The sequence below is a fragment of the Caballeronia concitans genome (assembly GCF_001544615.1).
Classification (GTDB): Bacteria; Pseudomonadota; Gammaproteobacteria; order Burkholderiales; family Burkholderiaceae; genus Caballeronia; species Caballeronia concitans.
In genome coordinates this window covers 711,525-729,362 of the sequence record NZ_FCNV02000001.1, presented here as the reverse complement: position 1 = coordinate 729,362, position 17,838 = coordinate 711,525, and the positions used below count along the sequence as shown (strand labels likewise).

Annotated in this window: 16 protein-coding genes and 1 tRNA gene; 8 read left to right on the top strand and 9 right to left on the bottom strand. The window is 63.9% G+C overall.

Annotation, left to right across the window (positions count from 1 at the left end):
• Positions 1-83: 83 nt before the first annotated feature.
• The 3 genes from sucC to recX form a co-directional block, all read right to left on the bottom strand.
• On the bottom strand, positions 84-1,265 hold the full coding sequence (gene sucC / locus AWB72_RS03435; RefSeq protein ID WP_342065418.1) for an ADP-forming succinate--CoA ligase subunit beta: 1,182 nt from the start codon (positions 1,263-1,265) through the stop codon (positions 84-86).
• Between the two features lie 102 nt (positions 1,266-1,367).
• Complete coding sequence (locus AWB72_RS03430; protein WP_040051650.1) at positions 1,368-2,024, bottom strand: DUF2889 domain-containing protein; 657 nt, start codon at positions 2,022-2,024, stop codon at positions 1,368-1,370.
• Positions 2,025-2,157: 133 nt separating this feature from the next.
• Positions 2,158-2,916: a recombination regulator RecX gene (recX, locus tag AWB72_RS03425; RefSeq protein WP_087127923.1), complete on the bottom strand. Its 759-nt coding sequence runs from the start codon at positions 2,914-2,916 to the stop codon at positions 2,158-2,160.
• On the opposite strand from recX, the gene AWB72_RS28405 reads away from it, so the two are divergent.
• Positions 2,869-3,219: a hypothetical protein gene (locus tag AWB72_RS28405; RefSeq protein ID WP_143754571.1), complete on the top strand. Its 351-nt coding sequence runs from the start codon at positions 2,869-2,871 to the stop codon at positions 3,217-3,219. The two genes, recX and AWB72_RS28405, sit on opposite strands and share 48 nt — an antisense overlap.
• Positions 3,220-3,461: 242 nt before the next feature.
• Here AWB72_RS28405 and recA read toward each other — a convergent pair whose 3' ends face one another.
• On the bottom strand, positions 3,462-4,532 hold the full coding sequence (recA, locus tag AWB72_RS03420) for a recombinase RecA (protein ID WP_040051648.1): 1,071 nt from the start codon (positions 4,530-4,532) through the stop codon (positions 3,462-3,464).
• A 255-nt stretch (positions 4,533-4,787) separates the two neighbouring features.
• On the opposite strand from recA, the gene AWB72_RS03415 reads away from it, so the two are divergent.
• The 4 genes from AWB72_RS03415 to AWB72_RS03400 all read left to right on the top strand — a co-directional run bounded on the left by AWB72_RS03415 (position 4,788) and on the right by AWB72_RS03400 (position 9,206).
• Positions 4,788-5,519 carry a response regulator transcription factor gene (locus tag AWB72_RS03415; protein ID WP_040051647.1) on the top strand — a complete coding sequence of 244 codons (732 nt, stop codon included), beginning with the start codon at positions 4,788-4,790 and terminating at the stop codon, positions 5,517-5,519.
• Positions 5,520-5,532: 13 nt separating this feature from the next.
• Positions 5,533-7,137, top strand: a complete 1,605-nt coding sequence (locus AWB72_RS03410; RefSeq protein ID WP_052450001.1) for a sensor histidine kinase — start codon at positions 5,533-5,535, stop codon at positions 7,135-7,137.
• A gap of 237 nt (positions 7,138-7,374) precedes the next feature.
• Positions 7,375-9,033, top strand: a complete 1,659-nt coding sequence (locus AWB72_RS03405; protein WP_040051646.1) for an MFS transporter — start codon at positions 7,375-7,377, stop codon at positions 9,031-9,033.
• 96 nt (positions 9,034-9,129) lie between these two features.
• Positions 9,130-9,206, top strand: a tRNA-Met gene (locus AWB72_RS03400).
• A 370-nt stretch (positions 9,207-9,576) separates the two neighbouring features.
• On the opposite strand, the gene AWB72_RS03395 is transcribed toward AWB72_RS03400, so the two are convergent.
• Genes AWB72_RS03395 through AWB72_RS03385 form a run of 3 tightly spaced genes read right to left on the bottom strand, consistent with a single transcriptional unit; the run spans position 9,577 to position 11,474 of the window.
• Entirely contained in the window at positions 9,577-9,963 is a 387-nt protein-coding gene (locus AWB72_RS03395) for a hypothetical protein (RefSeq protein ID WP_040051645.1), read from the bottom strand.
• A gap of 29 nt (positions 9,964-9,992) precedes the next feature.
• Positions 9,993-10,544, bottom strand: coding sequence for an outer membrane protein assembly factor BamE domain-containing protein (bamE, locus tag AWB72_RS03390; protein ID WP_052450000.1), 552 nt, complete (start codon positions 10,542-10,544; stop codon positions 9,993-9,995).
• Positions 10,545-10,562: 18 nt separating this feature from the next.
• A complete protein-coding gene (locus tag AWB72_RS03385) occupies positions 10,563-11,474 on the bottom strand; it encodes a peptidoglycan DD-metalloendopeptidase family protein (RefSeq protein ID WP_040051644.1) in 912 nt (303 codons plus the stop codon).
• Positions 11,475-11,946: 472 nt separating this feature from the next.
• On the opposite strand from AWB72_RS03385, the gene AWB72_RS03380 reads away from it, so the two are divergent.
• Positions 11,947-12,198: a GlsB/YeaQ/YmgE family stress response membrane protein gene (locus AWB72_RS03380; RefSeq protein WP_040051929.1), complete on the top strand. Its 252-nt coding sequence runs from the start codon at positions 11,947-11,949 to the stop codon at positions 12,196-12,198.
• A gap of 57 nt (positions 12,199-12,255) precedes the next feature.
• Here AWB72_RS03380 and AWB72_RS03375 read toward each other — a convergent pair whose 3' ends face one another.
• Positions 12,256-12,915 (bottom strand): VTT domain-containing protein, encoded by a 660-nt coding sequence (locus AWB72_RS03375; RefSeq protein ID WP_040051643.1) that lies wholly within the window; start codon positions 12,913-12,915, stop codon positions 12,256-12,258.
• 188 nt (positions 12,916-13,103) lie between these two features.
• Between AWB72_RS03375 and mutL the strand changes: the two genes are divergently transcribed.
• Entirely contained in the window at positions 13,104-15,044 is a 1,941-nt protein-coding gene (gene mutL / locus AWB72_RS03370) for a DNA mismatch repair endonuclease MutL (protein WP_040051642.1), read from the top strand.
• The gene (miaA, locus tag AWB72_RS03365; protein WP_040051641.1) at positions 15,041-15,997 is read left to right on the top strand and encodes a tRNA (adenosine(37)-N6)-dimethylallyltransferase MiaA; all 957 of its coding nucleotides are present in this window, start codon (positions 15,041-15,043) and stop codon (positions 15,995-15,997) included. Before mutL ends, miaA begins: the two co-directional genes overlap by 4 nt.
• Positions 15,998-16,648: 651 nt before the next feature.
• Here miaA and purM read toward each other — a convergent pair.
• Entirely contained in the window at positions 16,649-17,704 is a 1,056-nt protein-coding gene (gene purM, locus AWB72_RS03360) for a phosphoribosylformylglycinamidine cyclo-ligase (protein WP_087127864.1), read from the bottom strand.
• Positions 17,705-17,838: the final 134 nt, after the last annotated feature.

Below are 17,838 nucleotides of genomic sequence, written 5' to 3'. Positions count from 1 at the left end.
CGTTTGGCGTCGCTCAAGCAGATGCTTTGCGCCGCCATTCGTATCTGGTGGAACGCTCTCTTAGGCTCGGTAAGCGAACGCGCTTACTTGCCTTCGGCTGCCGCGACGACCTTCTGCGCGGCTTCTTCCATGCTGTCGGCCGAGATGATCGGCAGACCCGAGTCGGCCAGCATCTTCTTGCCGAGGTCTTCGTTCGTGCCCTTCATGCGCACGACGAGCGGCACCTTCAGGTCCACGGCCTTCGACGCCGCGATCACGCCTTCCGCGATCACGTCGCAACGCATGATGCCGCCGAAGATGTTGACGAGAATCGCCTTCAGATTCGGGTTCTTCAGCATCAGCTTGAACGCTTCGGTGACCTTCTCGGTCGTCGCGCCGCCGCCCACGTCCAGGAAGTTGGCCGGCTCGCCGCCGAACAGCTTGATGGTGTCCATCGTCGCCATCGCGAGGCCTGCGCCGTTCACGAGACAGCCGATGTTGCCGTCGAGCGAGATGTACGCGAGGTCGAACTTCGACGCTTCGACTTCAGCCGGATCTTCTTCGTCCAGATCGCGATACGCGACGATTTCCGGGTGACGGAAAAGCGCGTTCGAATCGAAGTTGAACTTGGCGTCGAGCGCGATCACCTTGCCGTCGCCGGTCACGATCAGCGGGTTGATTTCCGCGAGCGATGCGTCGGTTTCGAAGAACGCCTTGTAGAGACCTTGCAGGATCGCGCGCGCTTGCGGGATCGATGCGTCGGGAATGCCGATCTTGCGTGCGAGGTCATCGGCGTCTGCGTCTTGCAGGCCGGTCGACGGCTCGACGGCGAACTTGTGCAGCAGTTCCGGCGTCTTTTCCGCGACTTCTTCGATGTCCATGCCGCCTTCGCTCGACGCCATCACGACGATCTTCTGCGAAACGCGATCCAGCACGAGGCCGACGTACAGTTCCTTCTTGATGTCCGCGCCTTCTTCGATCAGCAGGCGGTTGACCTTCTGGCCTTCAGGGCCGGTCTGGTGCGTGACGAGCTGCATGCCGAGGATCTGGTTCGCGTATTCGCGGACCTGGTCGATCGACTTCGCGACCTTCACGCCGCCGCCCTTACCGCGGCCGCCGGCGTGGATCTGCGCCTTGACGACCCATACCGGGCCGCCCAGCTCTTCCGCGGCCTTGACCGCATCTTCCACCGAGAACACGGGCTTGCCGCGCGGGACCGCGACGCCGAACTTCCGCAGGATTTCCTTACCCTGGTACTCGTGAATCTTCATGCGTGATTCCTTCAGTCTGAGAGTTGGAGTGAACTTCGATTTCGAATTGCCTGAACCGCAATTGCCTTGGATTCTTGTTTGATTGCCGGCCGCTCGCGCACGCGTGTGACGAGCGTGTTATGTGTCCGGGGTTTCCCGTTCCGCGGCGTGTGCGTCGGCGTGTGCGTTGTCGTGTACTTCGGCGCGGCGGGACGGCTCGTAGCCGAACCAGCGCGGATAGTACTCGCGCACGGCCGGGCCGTCGAAACGCAATGCGTGACAGCCGCCGAGTTCGAATGGCGGCCGGTTGGGGTGCGCGGCCGGATTGACGTCTTCCTGCGCGAAGAGGTCGGACATGTCGTCGGACCAGACATCGCCGAAAAAGGCCTGCATGGCTGCGGTCGGCAAAACCGCGCACAACTCGGTGAGATGCGTGCAGCCGGCCGTGCCGCGCAGGCGGGCGCGGACTTCGCGGCGGAAATTGCGCAACAGATTGAGCCCGATGAGCCCGCGATAAGCTGAATTGGATTCGGCGCAGAGACCGCCATAGGGCGCCCAGTCCGACGAAGCCTCGGCTTCGACGATGTTGAGCTTGCGGTCGATGGTGATGCGCAGCCAGAGTTCATGGATCGGCAGGCCTTTCGGCCGGACGCCCGCCGCGAGCGGAAGGTCGCGGGGCTTCTCATCGGTTAGACAGGCTTCGATGTCCCACAGGCCGTCTTCCCGTTCGAACGCTTCCAGGCGAATCGCGCGACGATGGCGCAACTGTCGGGAAACGGGCGGAGAAAGAGGCATGGAGGCGAAACCGGAACGGGAAAACCGTTGAATTTTAGCATAGCGGGTATTTCGGGCCGCGCATGCGACTGATGATTCGCCGCTGACCGATTTGACGCGTTCACGCATGGCGCGGGGCGTGCCGTGGAGCGGCTCAGTCGTCGATGAATTCGTCCGCGCAGTCTTCGTCGCCGCCTTTGAGAATCTTCCCGATGGTGCTGCCGGAAAAACCACGCGCGGCGAGGAAGCGCGCCTGCTTCGCGCGCTCAGCGGGCGTCTCGGGCAGAACGCCGTATTTCTTCTGCCAGACCGCTTGGGCGCGCGCGGTTTCCGTCTGCGCGAGCTTCCCGGCTGTTTCGCCGATGAGCGCGTCGCCGACCGCATGCCGTTTCAGTTCGCTGATGATGCGGCTGCCGCCCATGAGCGCCGCCCGCCGATGCACCACGCTTTCGACGAAGCGCTCGTTAGACAGCCAGCCGTCGCGTTCGAGACCGTCGAGCAGGGTTTCGAGCGAATCGGCTTCTTCGACATAAGGCCGCAGCTTGCGCGACAACTCCGCGCGACTATATTCGCGACGCGAGAGGTAGCCTAACGCGCGGCCTTTGAGCGAGCGCTGCGGGCGTCGCGGATTGTTGGCGTCGGCGGTCTTGCGCTGGCGCTGGCTGGAGCGGCTGTAGACGCAGTCCGGGTCTCCTTCCGGCGCGTCGAGTGGAACGCACTGCTCGAAAGGATCGGCGTCTTCGAATGAGGCGTCGCCCGAGGAGCGTTGCGGCTGTTGTCGATTGCTCGGTGCTTTGCGTTGACGCCGAGCCGGACGGCTGCGGACCACATCACCCTGCGCTTCAGGCGAGCTGGATGGCGCGCATTGTTCGAAAGGCTCGAAGGGATCGGCTTCCTGAAATGGATCGTCGATGCGAGCGGTGCCGGGCGTCGACGGCGTTTCCGAAAGCGGCTGGGTGGCGATCCGCGCGGTAGTTTGCTGCAAGAGCGCACGCGCCCGATCGAGACGTGCAGCGCGATCCGGTTCGACGGCTTGCGTCGCAGCGTAATCGTCTTGTCGACGCGCGGTCGGTTGAGCGCCCTGCACGCGACGCTGTTTGCGGGCCGGCGACTGCTGCGGCAGCGGCGACGGCGCGACGTCACCGATTTGCTCGGCGTCCGAAAGCGCGCTGCCCTCGTCCGCCGCCTTGAAAACACGACGCGCCGGCGCGAATGACTTCGCGTCGGCGCGTGATTGACCGCTTTGGCGAAATCCGCCGCGCCGGGACGATGTTTCCCGACGCTCGCTGCTCCGCTCGTAGCGATCGATAGCCTCAGTGCCTTGCTCCGGCTGACCGACTTCGCGCGAGGCATCGCCCTCGCGCGAACGGTTCGAATCGTCCGCGCGGCTCCGCCCGAAATCTGCGTTGCCCGCCTTGGATCCGAACCGGCGCTTGAGCATCGACGGTTGTCAGACGCTTATTCGTCGTCCGACACGGCTGCGCCCGTGGCCACGGCATCAGCCAGCGCAGCCACACCCAGCGATTCGCGGATCTTGTTTTCGATCTCGCGCGCAATGTCAGGATTTTCGCGCAAGAATTCGCGCGCGTTGTCCTTGCCCTGACCGATGCGATCGCCCTTGTAGCTGTACCAGGCACCTGCCTTGTCCACCAGCTTCGCTTGCACGCCGAGGTCGATGATCTCGCCCTGACGCGAAATGCCTTCGCCGTACAGAATGTCGAAGATGGCTTCGCGGAACGGCGGCGACACCTTGTTCTTCACCACCTTCACGCGCGTTTCATTGCCGATCACTTCGTCGTTCTTCTTGATCGAACCGATACGGCGAATGTCCAGTCGCACCGACGAATAGAACTTCAGCGCGTTACCGCCCGTGGTGGTTTCGGGGTTGCCGAACATCACGCCGATCTTCATGCGGATCTGGTTGATGAAGATCACGAGGCAGTTCGTGCGCTTGATCGTGCCGGTGAGCTTGCGCAGCGCCTGCGACATCAGACGCGCTTGCAGGCCGGGCAGCGAGTCGCCCATTTCGCCTTCGATTTCCGCCTTCGGCACGAGCGCCGCGACCGAGTCGATGACGATCATGTCGATGGAACCGGAGCGCACCAGCGCATCCGCGATTTCCAGCGCCTGTTCGCCCGTGTCCGGCTGCGAGATCAGCAGTTCCGGCACGTTCACACCGAGCTTGCCCGCGTACTGGACGTCGAGCGCGTGTTCCGCGTCGATGAACGCCGCCGTGCCGCCGAGCTTCTGCATCTCGGCGATCACTTGCAGCGTGAGCGTGGTCTTGCCCGACGATTCCGGACCGTAGATTTCCACCACTCGGCCGCGCGGCAAACCGCCTACGCCGAGCGCGATGTCCAGTCCGAGCGAGCCGGTGGAGACCACCTGAATGTCTTCAACCGCCTCACCTGCGCCGAGCCGCATGATCGACCCTTTGCCGAATTGCTTTTCGATCTGCGAAAGCGCGGCGGCCAACGCCTTGCTCTTCTCCGCAGTCATTCCAGCCGGGCCTTTCTTGCTTTCTTCCATGAATCGTCCTTTGCTATGATGAACGGCGTCTGAGACGCGTGCGCGCAGGCTCGAAGTTTCACTCCGCTCCGCTTTTCGCACTAACGCAGACACTGTATAAAAAAACAGTAGTTTTTGCAAGCCCGATCGTCGCGGCGTGGTATTTTTCCACTTCGCGCGAACCGTGCAAAAACCGCAAAACACCCTGGAGACCGCCGCGCCGGGCGAAATGCGGTGCCGGCAATGCGATGCGCCCCGCGCATCAGGCACACGACGATGCGAATCCTCATTGCCGAAGACGACAGCATACTCGCGGACGGTCTCGTTCGATCACTCCGCCAATCGGGATACGCCGTTGACCATGTCAAGCATGGCGTCGAGGCCGACACCGCCCTCTCGCTGCAATCCTTCGACCTGCTCATACTCGATCTCGGCCTGCCGCTGATGCCCGGTCTCGAAGTGCTGCGCCGCCTGCGCGCACGCAATTCGCAGATGCCCGTGCTGATCCTGACCGCCGCCGACAGCGTCGACGAGCGCGTGAAGGGCCTCGATCTCGGCGCGGACGACTATATGGCGAAGCCCTTCGCGCTCAACGAACTCGAAGCGCGCGTGCGGGCGCTGACCCGGCGCGGCGCAGGCGGCGGACCGACGGTTGTCCGGCACGGATCGCTGTCGTTCGATCAGGTCGGGCGCATCGCGCATATCGCGGATCAGGTCATCGATCTGTCGGCGCGCGAACTAGGCGTGCTCGAAGTGCTGCTGCAGCGCATCGGACGGCTCGTGTCGAAGGAGCAGCTCGTCAATCACCTTTGCGAATGGGGCGAAGAGGTCAGCAACAACGCGATCGAAGTTTACGTGCATCGGCTGCGCAAGAAGATCGAGCCGAGCGGCGCGCGGATCATCACCGTGCGCGGACTCGGCTATACGCTCGAGAAAGTCGCCAGCGCGCCGGACGCGAAGGCATCGGCCGCGTCGACTGGCGATCCCGCGTCCGCCAGTCATCACTAAAGCCAATCCGCGCATGGCGTCGCCCGTTTCCACCGAGCGCTCCGGCGCGCCGTCATTGTCTGAAACGGCGGCAGCGTCGGCAACGAACCCGGCCGCCGACTCCGACGCCCAGCGCGACGCCCGCTACGCGAATCCGTTCGCGCCGCCCGAGGAGCTGGAGCCGGACACGCAGGCGCACCCGCGCTCGCTTTTCGGCGAGATTCTCGACTGGATGCTGGCGCCGCTTCTATTGCTCTGGCCGATGAGCATTGCGGTGACATATCTCGTCGCGAAGTCGATCGCCAACGGGCCGTTCGACCGCGCGCTCGAAGCCGACGCCTACGTGCTCGCGCGCCAGATTCAGCCGGTCAACGGCGTCGCCGAGTTGCGGCTGCCCGACGCCACGCGCGATTTCCTGCGCGCCGACAACGTCGACAGCGTGTTCTTCCAGGTGCTCGGCACGCGCGGCGAACTCGTCGGCGGCGACCGCGACATGCCGCTGCCGCACGAGGACGACCGGCCGCAGCCGGGCATCGTCGAATTCCGGGACGATGTGCTGCGCGGCAACGATATTCGCGTGGCGTACACGACCGTCGATCTGCCGGGACTCGCGCCGGGACGCGATCCCGGAAGCACGCAACCGGTGCTCGTGCAGGTCGCCGAGACGCTCGACAAGCGCAGCCAGCTCGCCAACGACATCATCAAGGGCGTGATCCTGCCGCAGTTCGTGATCCTGCCGCTCGCGATCGTGCTCGTGTGGTTCGGGCTTTCGCGCGGGCTCGCGCCGCTGCATGCGTTGCAGTCGAACATGCGCACGCGCCGCCCCGACGATCTCTCGCCGCTCGAAGCGGGCCACGCGCCGCCGGAAATCGCGCCGCTCGTCACGTCGTTCAACGATCTGCTCACGCGGCTCGAACAAAACATGGAGTTCCAGAAGCGCTTTATCGCCGATGCCGCGCATCAGATGAAAACGCCGCTCGCCGGGCTGCGCATGCAGGCGGAGTTCGCGCTGCGTCAGGACGTATCGACGGAAGTGCAGCGCTCGCTCGAACAGATCGCGACGAGTTCGGAGCACGCGGCGCGGCTCGTCACGCAACTGCTCGCGCTGGCGCGTGCGGAGAATCGCGCGACGGGGCAGATTTTCTCGTGCGTCGAACTGACGGCGCTCGCGCGGCTCGCCGTGCGCGACTGGGTGCAGGCGGCGCTCGCGAAGCGCATGGATATCGGCTATGAAGAGCCGCCGTTTCCGGTCGAAGTGGAAGGCAATGTGGTGATGCTGCGCGAGATGCTGTCGAATCTGATCGACAACGCGATCCGCTACACGCCGCCGGGCGGACGCATCACCGTGCGCGTCCGGACCGACGAGCACGACCTCGATCTCGTGCATCTCGAAGTCGAAGACACCGGCCTCGGCATTCCGCCTGCCGAACGGGAACGCGTGGTCGAGCGGTTCTATCGCATTCTCGGGCGCGAGGGCGACGGCAGCGGGCTGGGTCTCGCCATCGTCAAGGAGATCGCGGCGATGCACGGCGGCACGCTTTCCATCGAGGATCACGTGTATCAGGAATCGCCGCGCCTTGCCGGGACACTCGTGCGTGTCAGCCTTCAGCGGGTTTTTCCTCCCAAGGACAAACCCTGAGCGCTCGCGCCGCGCGTGAAACGCTACTTCACCAGAAGCGCGAGGATGTGCGCTAATCGACACGCGTTCTCCGCGATTGCACGCACATTCGCTCGATTTCACTGTTTGGCCACGCTTTTAGCCGATGCTTCTCCGCGTCAGAACGCCGTAAGTTTTCGTTCCAATAATCTTTGCACCGGCGCGCCCGCGCGCTGCGGATGGAATCGAACATCACACGCAATCAACAGGAGACGATTCATGGCTACGATCGAAGGGCGCGTTTCGCACGCGCCGATGACGGCGGAGGAGAAGAAAGTCATCTTCGCTTCGTCGCTCGGGACGGTGTTCGAGTGGTACGACTTCTATCTCGCCGGGTCGCTGGCGATCTACATCAGCAAGACGTTCTTCTCGGGCGTCAATCCGACGGCCGGCTTCATCTTCACGCTGCTCGGCTTCGCGGCGGGCTTCGCGGTGCGCCCGTTCGGCGCGATCGTGTTCGGACGGCTCGGCGACATGGTCGGGCGCAAGTACACGTTCCTCGTGACGATCGTCATCATGGGCCTGTCCACGTTCCTGATCGGCTTCCTGCCCGGTTACGCGACGATAGGCATCGCGGCGCCGATCATCTTCATCGCGATGCGGCTGCTGCAAGGCTTGGCGCTCGGCGGCGAGTATGGCGGCGCGGCAACGTACGTCGCGGAGCACGCGCCATCGAACAAGCGCGGCGCGTGGACCGCGTGGATTCAGACCACCGCGACGCTCGGCCTCTTCATCTCGCTGATCGTGATCCTCGCGGTCCGCACGATCACCGGCGAAGAACAATTCGGCGCGTGGGCGTGGCGCATTCCGTTCCTCGTCTCGATTCTGCTGCTCGCCGTTTCCGTGTGGATTCGCATGAAGCTGCATGAATCGCCGGTGTTCGAGCGCATCAAGGCCGAGGGCAAGACGTCCAAGGCGCCGCTCAAGGAAGCGTTCGGCGAATGGAAGAACCTGAAGATCGTGCTGCTCGCGCTCTTCGGTCTGACGGCGGGCCAGGCGGTCGTGTGGTACACGGGCCAGTTCTACTCGCTCTTCTTCCTCACGCAGACGCTCAAGGTCGACGGCACCAGCGCGAACATCATGGTCGCCGTGGCGCTGCTCATCGGCACGCCGTTCTTCGTGTTCTTCGGTTCGCTGTCGGATCGCATCGGGCGCAAGCCGATCATCATGGCGGGCTGCCTGATCGCCGCGCTCTCCTTCTTCCCGCTGTTCAAGGCGCTCGCGCACTACACGAATCCGACGCTCGAAACCGCGACGCAGAAGTCGCCGATCGTCGTCATCGCGAATCCGGACGAGTGCTCGTTCCAGTTCAATCCGGTGGGCACGTCGAAGTTCACGACGTCGTGCGATATCGCGAAGGGCGCGCTGTCGAAGGCCGGTCTCAACTATGAAAACGTCGCCGCGCCGGCGGGCACGCTTGCGCAGATCAAGGTTGGCGAGACCGTGGTCAACACGTACGACGGCAAGGCCGCCGACGCCAAGGCGCAGGGCGCCGCGTTCGACAAGACGCTCGCGGGCACGCTGAAGAGCGCGGGCTATCCGGCGAAGGCGGATCCGGCGCTCATCAACTGGCCGATGGCGATCGTGATTCTGACGATCCTCGTGATCTTCGTGACGATGGTGTACGGCCCGATCGCCGCGATGCTGGTGGAGATGTTCCCCGCGCGTATCCGCTATACGTCGATGTCGCTGCCGTATCACATCGGCAATGGCTGGTTCGGCGGCTTCCTGCCGGCCACCGCGTTCGCGATCGTCGCGGCCAGGGGCGATATCTACTCGGGGCTGTGGTATCCGATCGTGATTGCGCTCGCGACGTTCGTGATCGGCATGCTGTTCGTGAAGGACACGCGCAAGTCGAACGTGTATCACGAGGATTGAGCGTTCACATCTCGCGCCCCTTGCGCGTGTTGTTAACAAATTACGTGCAAGGGGTTGACAGACGTTTCCGGCCCCACCATAATCTCGTCTTCTTTCGGCGAATTAGCTCAGTCGGTTAGAGCGACGGAATCATAATCCGCAGGTCCGGGGTTCGAGTCCCTGATTCGCCACCAGCTTCAAGAAAAAGCCGCTGTTCCAAAAAGGACAGCGGCTTTTTTGTATTTGCGCCGAGCGTGACGCAACGTGTCGTCGAGATGGAGAAATAACGATCCGGCACTCAGCGTTGGTCACCGTACATTCATACCATTGCTCTCAACCGATACTACGCCTGCGCACCGGGGAATCAGCAGTAGCGCAAGGAGAGACCACAAGACGAAGGGCGGCGCTCGACCGAGCCGTGGGTAAAGAATGGGCGCGATTCAGCGCAGGTCTTTGCCAACGTCCCGGCGAGTAGCAAGGCGAATCAAGCCATCGCCCCGACAACGAAGCTTAAAAGCCGGCATTCGCCGGCTTTTTCTTTTGCACGCGTGGCTTGCGCCTCGATCAACGATATCGCGCAAACACGGTCCGGGCGCACTCCGCGCACCATCGACGCTGCGCCGCATCCAGCCGCGCGTTCCACACATGTCCGTACGCGCATTGCCAGCTAAGCGGCGTCGTTGCATTCAGATAACCCTGCGATAGCAACGTGCCCCCGCGCACTTCGGCCAACGCGCGCGCCCGGCTCGTCTCGAGCTCACGCCGATGCCCCGCGCAGTTCATGCAACGGATGTTCTGAGCAAGATCCAGCGATGCGTCCCAGCTATGACCGCCCGCGCATTCCCATCGCGCGGACGATGCGTCATTCGCTTCCCGCGACGCCCGCTCGCGAAATCGCCAGGCCTCGTCCATCAGTGCGAGGTGTCTCTTGCAGTCGTGTTTGTCGCTCATTGCATCAACGCCTCAAACCTCGCATGCGCTCAGTGCCGCCCGCCGCCTTCCGCCTCCGAACGCGACGTCGTCACCACAATGCCGTCCGGCCCGAAGTGCGCATTGAACATGGCGTCGCGATTGACGCCGTCCTCGAGCCAGTGCCAGCTCCACACGTGCTCCTGCTTCAACCGATACGCCGCCACCGTCGTCGGCTTCCCGAGCAGCCTGCGCACTTCGTCCTCGGTCATGCCCGGCCGCACCTTCGCGAAATTCTCCGCCGTCAGCACTTGCGTGACCGAGACGAAGAGTCCGTCCGGATCGAGGTCCACCATGTAGGTATTCGTGCCCGCCGGCCCGCGCGGATATTCGAGCCGCTTCGATCCATCGGTGAACGTGCGCTCGCGCTCCGGCTCGCCCATCTGGCTGCGAATCTGCGCCTCGGTCGTGACGCCCGGCTTCAGATCCTTCAGCAACAGCGTGTCCGGCTTCACCGAGTTGAAGAACGAACTGAGCTTGTTCATCGCTTCCCCGCTCTGCTGCTGATCGCAACCGGCAAGCATCGACATCGCCGCGACCGCGGCAAACATGATCTTCTTCATTTGACTTCCTTCGCCGACTCAACCGCCCGCGCCGAGCAGCGGCACTGGATCGACGGCGGCGCCGGCCTTTCTCACTTCGAAATGCAGCACCGGCGATCCGCCCGGTCCCGTGCCCATATCCGCGATGGTCGCGCCTTGCTTGACGCTGTCGCCTTCGCGGACGAGCAGCTTCTCGTTGTACGCGTACGCGGTCAGATAATCGTTGCTATGCCGCACGATGATCATGCGCCCGTACGACCGCAAGCCGCTGCCCGCATAGACCACCTTTCCCGACGCCGCCGCTTTCACCGGCTCGCCGACTTTCCCGGCGATGTCGATGCCTTTGCTCCCGCTCGCGCCGAACTTGCGCACGACCTCGCCCTTCGCGGGCCACGCGAACGTGCCCTTCGCGACGTGCGCCGGCTCCTCGGCGCGCTTCTCAGCCGGCGCGTCGGCGGCCTGCTTGCCCGGCGCGGCCGGTAGCAACGGCGGCAATTCCTTCCCGCCGCCGGAAGCCGCAGTCGAAGCAGGAGCCGACCCGGACGTCGACGCCCCCGGCGGCACGACTCGCAGCACTTGCCCGACGTTGACCTGCTTGCTCTCCGGCAGCGTGTTCCACGCAGCGAGATCGGCGGGCTTCTGCTTGTAGAGCCGCGCGATGCCGTAGAGGGTGTCGCCCGGCTTCACGCGATAAAAACCCGCCGCGACCGGCGTCGACACCGGCGGTGCGAGCGGTGCCGTCGCAACGGGGGCGCCGCCCGGCGTGCTCGACACAACCGGCGGCGTGCCCAGCGCCGAGTTCTCGACGATCGGCGCGGGCGTTCTCGGTGTCGACGTACATCCCGTCAGCCCCGCCACCGTTGCCACGCCTGCCGCGAGGCCCAAGCCCGCGACGACCGCTCGACCGTGCGGCCCAAAAAGTCCTTTGTGCATCGACTTCAACTTTCCCATGCTTTGTCTTGATGTCTTGCAACGCTCTTCAATCAACCCGCGTGCGCCGTTCGGCGAGCACACGGTCAAGGCCTGCGACGCGCGAATGACGCGCCTTCAGCCACTCCCCACTTCTTTAGAACAAATACCCGCCAGCATAAAACATTGCGACGCCAATTCGCCAACGGACACCAAACGAGACACTTTTCAGCAAGACGCGCGCCTCATTCGGAATTCTAAATTTCCGACGAACCGATCCACCCTGCGCCGAGTGCGGCCATTTGGCTTACGCCGGGCTTCCGTCTTAGCGATGCGCCGAAGCGCCGCGAAAGCTGTATATAGGCCGATCGGCCAATGCCGCGCGGCATCGACAATCCTTGACACTTTGCGCATCTTTCGCACCGCACTTTCGGCTAAATTCATCCCACTCGAAAGCAGGACCTTCCTGCCGTCCTGCTCACCCCTCACTTCCTGGAGTTAGCGCATGGAACTCATGCATCACGGCATCATTCTCGGTCTGATCATCGGCGGCGTCGCCGGATGGCTCGCCGGCCTCATCATGAACGGCACGGGCTTCGGCGTTATCGTCGATATTCTCGTCGGCATCGTCGGCGGCGTGGTGGGCAACTGGCTGTTCACGAAGATCGGCATCTCGCTCGGCGGCGGCCTGCTCGGCACCCTGCTGACGGCAGTGATCGGCGCAGTCGTGCTGCTCTTCATCATTCGCCTCTTCAAGCGCGGATAGAGCGCACCGACTCTGCAACGGGCCGCTTCATCGAACCGGCCCGTTGAATCGGAAGCCTCAGACCTTCGAGCGGCCGCGGCTCATTTTCCACAGCGCGCCCAATGCAATGGGCACGATCGCCGCGCCGATACCCACCAGCACGATCACGTTCAGATATTGCCGGATGAACGGGATGTTGCCGAAGAAGTAGCCGAGCAGCACGAGCAACAGTACCCAGACTGCCGCGCCGAGCACGTTGAAGAGCTGGAAGCGCGTCGCGTTCATCGCCGATGCGCCCGCGACGAACGGCGCGAATGTACGCACCACCGGCACGAAACGCGCGATCACGATGGTCTTGCCGCCGTGGCGCTCATAGAAGTTGTGCGTCTTTTGAAGCGCGGCGCGATCGAGAAAACGCTCCAGCACCGGAATATTGGTGTCGAACACTTTCGGACCGATGGCCCGCCCGATCCAATAATTCACCGTGTTGCCCGCGACAGCCGCGATCAGCAGGAGCACGATCAGCGCGCCCAGATCCATTTCGTGCGTGGCGGCAAACGCGCCGCCGATGAACAGCAGCGAATCGCCCGGCAGAAACGGGAAAACGACCAGCCCGGTTTCGCAAAACACGATAAGAAACAGCACCGCATACACCCACGCGCCGTAGACGCTGATGAAGTCGCCGAGCGACTTGTCGATGTGAAGGATGAGTCCCAGGAAATGCAGCAGCGTGTCCAAAAGCGTTCCTCGAATTAATTGGCTGCCGGCAGATGACAAAGTCTGCCGGCAGCGAGCGATGGGTCGCGCCATGATACCGAAGTGGCTGGCCGCGTCCGTTAAAAAGCGAGCATCCAGCGCCATCTGACGGCTCGCCAGCGCACCGGAGCGCGCCCGGTCAGCCAGTTGCGAATCGTTATAATCTGCCCATGGCCGACTTCAACGAACCTTCCGACGGCGCTTCGGCAGCCGCTTTGACCGTGGATCGCGCGCCCCGTTCGCGCGCAATCGCGCCTCTGCCCGACCAGCTCATCAGCCAGATCGCCGCTGGCGAAGTGGTCGAGCGGCCTGCATCGGTGGTCAAGGAACTGCTGGAGAATGCGCTCGATGCCGGCGCGCGCACGCTGCGCATCACGCTCGATGAAGGCGGCGTGAAACGCATCGTGATCGCCGACGACGGCTGCGGCATTCCGCCGAAAGAACTCCCGCTCGCGCTGATGCGTCACGCGACGAGCAAGATCCGCTCGCTCGCCGACCTCGAAGCCGTCGCCACGCTCGGGTTTCGCGGCGAGGCGATCGCGTCGATTGCCTCGGTGGCCGAGTTGTTCATCACGAGCCGCACGGAAAGCTGCCCGCACGCCACGCGCATCGACGCGCAGACGGGCGCCATCACGCCCGCTGCGGGCACGGTCGGCACGACGATGGAAGTCCGCGAACTGTATTTCAGCACGCCGGCACGCCGCAAGTTTCTGAAGAGCGAGCAGACGGAACTCGGCCATTGCCTCGACGTGATTCGACGCATGGCGCTCGCGCGGCCGGACGTCGCGATTTCGGTGATGCACAACGGCAAGGCCATCGAGCACTGGAACGCGAGCGATCCGCAGACGCGCGTCGCAAAAATTCTGGGCGAAGTTTTCGAGACGTCGCATCTGCCGCTCGATGAACGCGCCGGGCCCCTCGCCGTCTACGGATGCGCGGGCCTGCCGACCGCAAGCCGCGGCCGCGCCGATCAGCAATATTTCTTCGTGAACGGCCGCTTCGTGCGCGACAAGCTGCTCACGCACGCCGTGCGCGCCGCGTATGAAGACGTGCTGCACGGCAATCGCTATCCCGCTTACGTGCTGTTCCTCGACTTGCCGCCGGAATCGGTGGATGTAAACGTGCATCCGTCGAAGATCGAAGTGCGTTTCCGCGATTCCCGGTCGATCCATCAATACGTGTTCCATGCCGTTCAGCGTGCGCTGGCGCGGCATGCGGGCGCATCGCCGGAAACGACGTCGGGCGGGCACGCGGCGCAACTCACGCCGACCGGCGAGTCGTCGTTCAGCGCGAAGCCGTTCGCGAGCGCGCCGGACGCGCTGCAATTGAAGAGCGAGAACGGCACGACATGGATGCGCCAGTCGCGCATGACGCAGGGCACGTTGCCGGTCGCGCAGCCGCTGGCGCTTTATGACGCGCTGTTCGGCCGCAAGGACGCGGGCGCGGCGCCGTCCGCTTCGACCGTTTCTTCCGAAGCCTGGGCCAGCGACGTCGCGCCCACGTACGCCGCCCCGCCGGCTTCGGACGATCAGCCGCTCGGCTTCGCCGTCGGTCAGATTCACGGCATTTACGTGCTCGCGCAGAACGCGCGCGGGCTTGTGATCGTCGACATGCACGCGGCGCACGAGCGCATTCTCTACGAGCAGTTCAAGCACGCGCTGACCGATCGCGAGATCGCGGTGCAGCCGCTCTTGATTCCGGTGGCAATGACGGCGGATCCGGTGGAAATCGGCATTGTCGATGAAGAGCGCGAGACGCTCGATGCGCTCGGCTTCGATCTGGCGGTGCTGTCGCCGACGTCGATCGCGATCCGCGCGGTGCCTGCGCTTTTGAAGGACGCGGATTTGCAAGCGCTTGCGCGCGCCGTGCTCGCCGATCTCCACGCGTATGGCGGATCGCGCGTGCTCACCGAGCGTCAGCACGAATTGCTCGGCACGCTGGCGTGTCATCACGCGGTGCGCGCGAATCGGCGGCTCACGCTCGATGAAATGAACGCGCTTTTGCGCCAGATGGAAGCCACCGAGCGCGCCGATCAGTGCAATCACGGCCGCCCGACGTGGTATCAGCTCACGCTCGCGGACCTCGACCGCCTTTTCATGCGCGGACAATGAGTGCCCAGTCGATAGTCTGTCTGCTCGGCCCGACGGCGTCCGGGAAAACCGCTGCCGCGCTTGCGTTCGCGGCGGCGTCGAGCCGGCCGGTCGAGATCATCAGCGTGGATTCGGCGCTCGTCTATCGCGAGATGGACATCGGCACGGCGAAGCCCAGCGCGGAGGAACGTGCGGCGGTGCCGCACCATCTGATCGATATCATCGATCCCGCCGAGTCGTATTCCGCCGCGCAGTTTCGCGCGGACGCGCTGCGGCTTGCGGGCGAGATCATCGCGCGGGGGCACGTGCCGCTCCTGGTCGGCGGGACGATGCTCTATTACAAGGCGCTCACGCAGGGCCTGAACGATTTGCCGACCGCCGACGCCGACATCCGCGCCGCGCTCGATGCCGACGCCGCGCGCGAAGGCTGGTCGGCGCTACATGCGCGGCTTGCATCGGTCGATCCCGAAACGGCGGCGCGCCTTGCGCCGAACGATTCGCAGCGGATTCAGCGGGCGCTCGAGATTTTCATGCTGAGCGGCCAGCCGATGTCCGCGCTGCTTGCCGCGCCGCGCGCGTCGGGCGATGAGGCGCCGTATCGTTTCGTGCCGATTGCGCTGGAGCCGTCGGATCGTGCGGTGTTGCACGCGCGCATCGCCGCGCGCTTCGATGCGATGCTGGCGAGCGGATTCATCGACGAAGTGAAGCGCCTGCGTGCGCGCGGCGATCTCGATTTGTCGATGCCGTCGATGCGTTGCGTGGGCTATCGGCAGGCGTGGGAGTATCTGGATGGCGCGACGGGCTACGGCGAAATGCGCGACAAGGGCATTTTCGCGACGCGGCAGTTGTGTAAGCGACAGTTGACGTGGCTGCGGGGGATGCCGGAGCGGGTTATCGTCGATTGTTGTGCGCCGGATGCGACCCGGCGGGTGGTCGATTTGGTGCTTGGAGCCGCACGGGGCTCGGGCTTTTGATGAGCTCGCGCTCGGGTTTCGGTTCTGGTTCTGGCTCGGGTTCTCGGTGAACTTGTTTTCGCGTCGGTCTATTAGCATGCCCCTCCCCGGGGCGGGGGTCACTTTCTTTGCTGCTGCAAAGAAAGTAACCAAAGAAAGCAGCTTTTCGGGCCCGATGCATCGAAGGCGTGCCCACTCCGTAGACCCACGTTGGCACTCAGCTTGAATCAACCTTGAATCACCTTCCACGCCCGCTGAGCGCCATCCCACGCGAGCCCTCGGGCTCGACAAAACCACCGCCCACGCAATAACGAAAGACTCCAACCAGCAACCGAAAGCCATAAACCATAGCCACGCGACGACTAGATTTCATCGAGACTCGTGGCATTGCGTGATGCGTTGCGCACCGATGGTTTTGTCGAGCCCGAGGGCTCGCATGGAGTGGCGCTCAGCGGGCGCGGAGGGTGATTCAAGGCTGTGTCAAGCTGAGTGCCAACGTGGTTCTATGGAGTGCTCACGCTTTCGATGCTTCGGGCCCGAAAAGCTGCTTTCTTTGGTTACTTTCTTTGCAGCAGCAAAGAAAGTGACCCCCGCCCCGGGGAGGGGCGTGCTAATAGACCGACGTCAACAACCGAAAAAGAAGCCTTCGCAGGCCCGATGCAAAAAGGGCCCTCAAACCACGACCGTTTGCGCCTCGCCCTGGCGGCTCTCCCTCACGACGCCAATCTTCCAAACCTGCTCGCCAGCAGCAGACAACAGTCCGATGGCCGCATCGGCGTCCTCTGCCGCGACGATCACCGCCATCCCGATCCCGCAATTGAACACGCGATGCATCTCCGCATCCGCCACGCCGCCGTGCTTCTGCAGCCACGCGAACAGCGGCGGCAGCGGCCACGCGCGATGATCCAGCTCCGCCGTCAGCCCATCGCGCAGCACGCGCGGAATGTTCTCGACAAGCCCGCCGCCCGTGATATGCGCCATGCCCTTCACCGTGACGCTCTGCATCGCGGAAAGCAGCGGCTTCACGTAAATGCGCGTCGGCGCCATCAGCGCGTCGGCAAGCGAACGGCCGTCGAAGTCCGCGTCCAGATCCGGATTCGCACGCTCGATGATCTTGCGCACCAGCGAATAACCATTCGAATGAATGCCGCTCGACGCCAAGCCCAACACCACATCGCCCGGAGCGATCGTGCTGCCGTCGATGATCTTGCTCTTCTCCACCGCGCCCACCGCGAAGCCCGCGAGGTCGTATTCGCCGTCCGGATACATGCCCGGCATTTCCGCCGTCTCGCCGCCGATCAGCGCGCAGCCCGCATACTCGCAGCCCTGCGCGATGCCCTTCACGACGTCCGCCGCCGTATCGACATCCAGCTTGCCGCACGCGAAATAATCCAGGAAGAAGAGCGGCTCGGCACCCTGCACGAGAATGTCGTTCACGCTCATCGCGACGAGATCCTGGCCGACCGTGTCATGCCGGTTCAGCGTGAAAGCGAGACGCAGCTTGGTGCCGACGCCGTCCGTGCCCGACACGAGCACCGGCTCCTTATACTTCTTCGGCACTTCGAAAAGCGCGCCGAATCCGCCGATACCGCCCAGCACGCCGTCGCGCATGGTCTTCTTGGCAAACGGCTTGATGCGGTCGACGAGCGCATCGCCCGCGTCGATGTCCACGCCCGCATCGCGATAGGACAGACCTTGGGCGTCAGAGGCGGATTTCGGTTGACTCATGGGGGGGAGAGCAAGAAGGTCGGTAAAATGCGATTTTACCCGATGATGACCCGGCGACGATCGGCCGGCTGGTTTTCCGGCACCGCGGCGGCGCCCTTTTCGAGATCGCGCCCGTCGCGCGACGCGCCACGCCG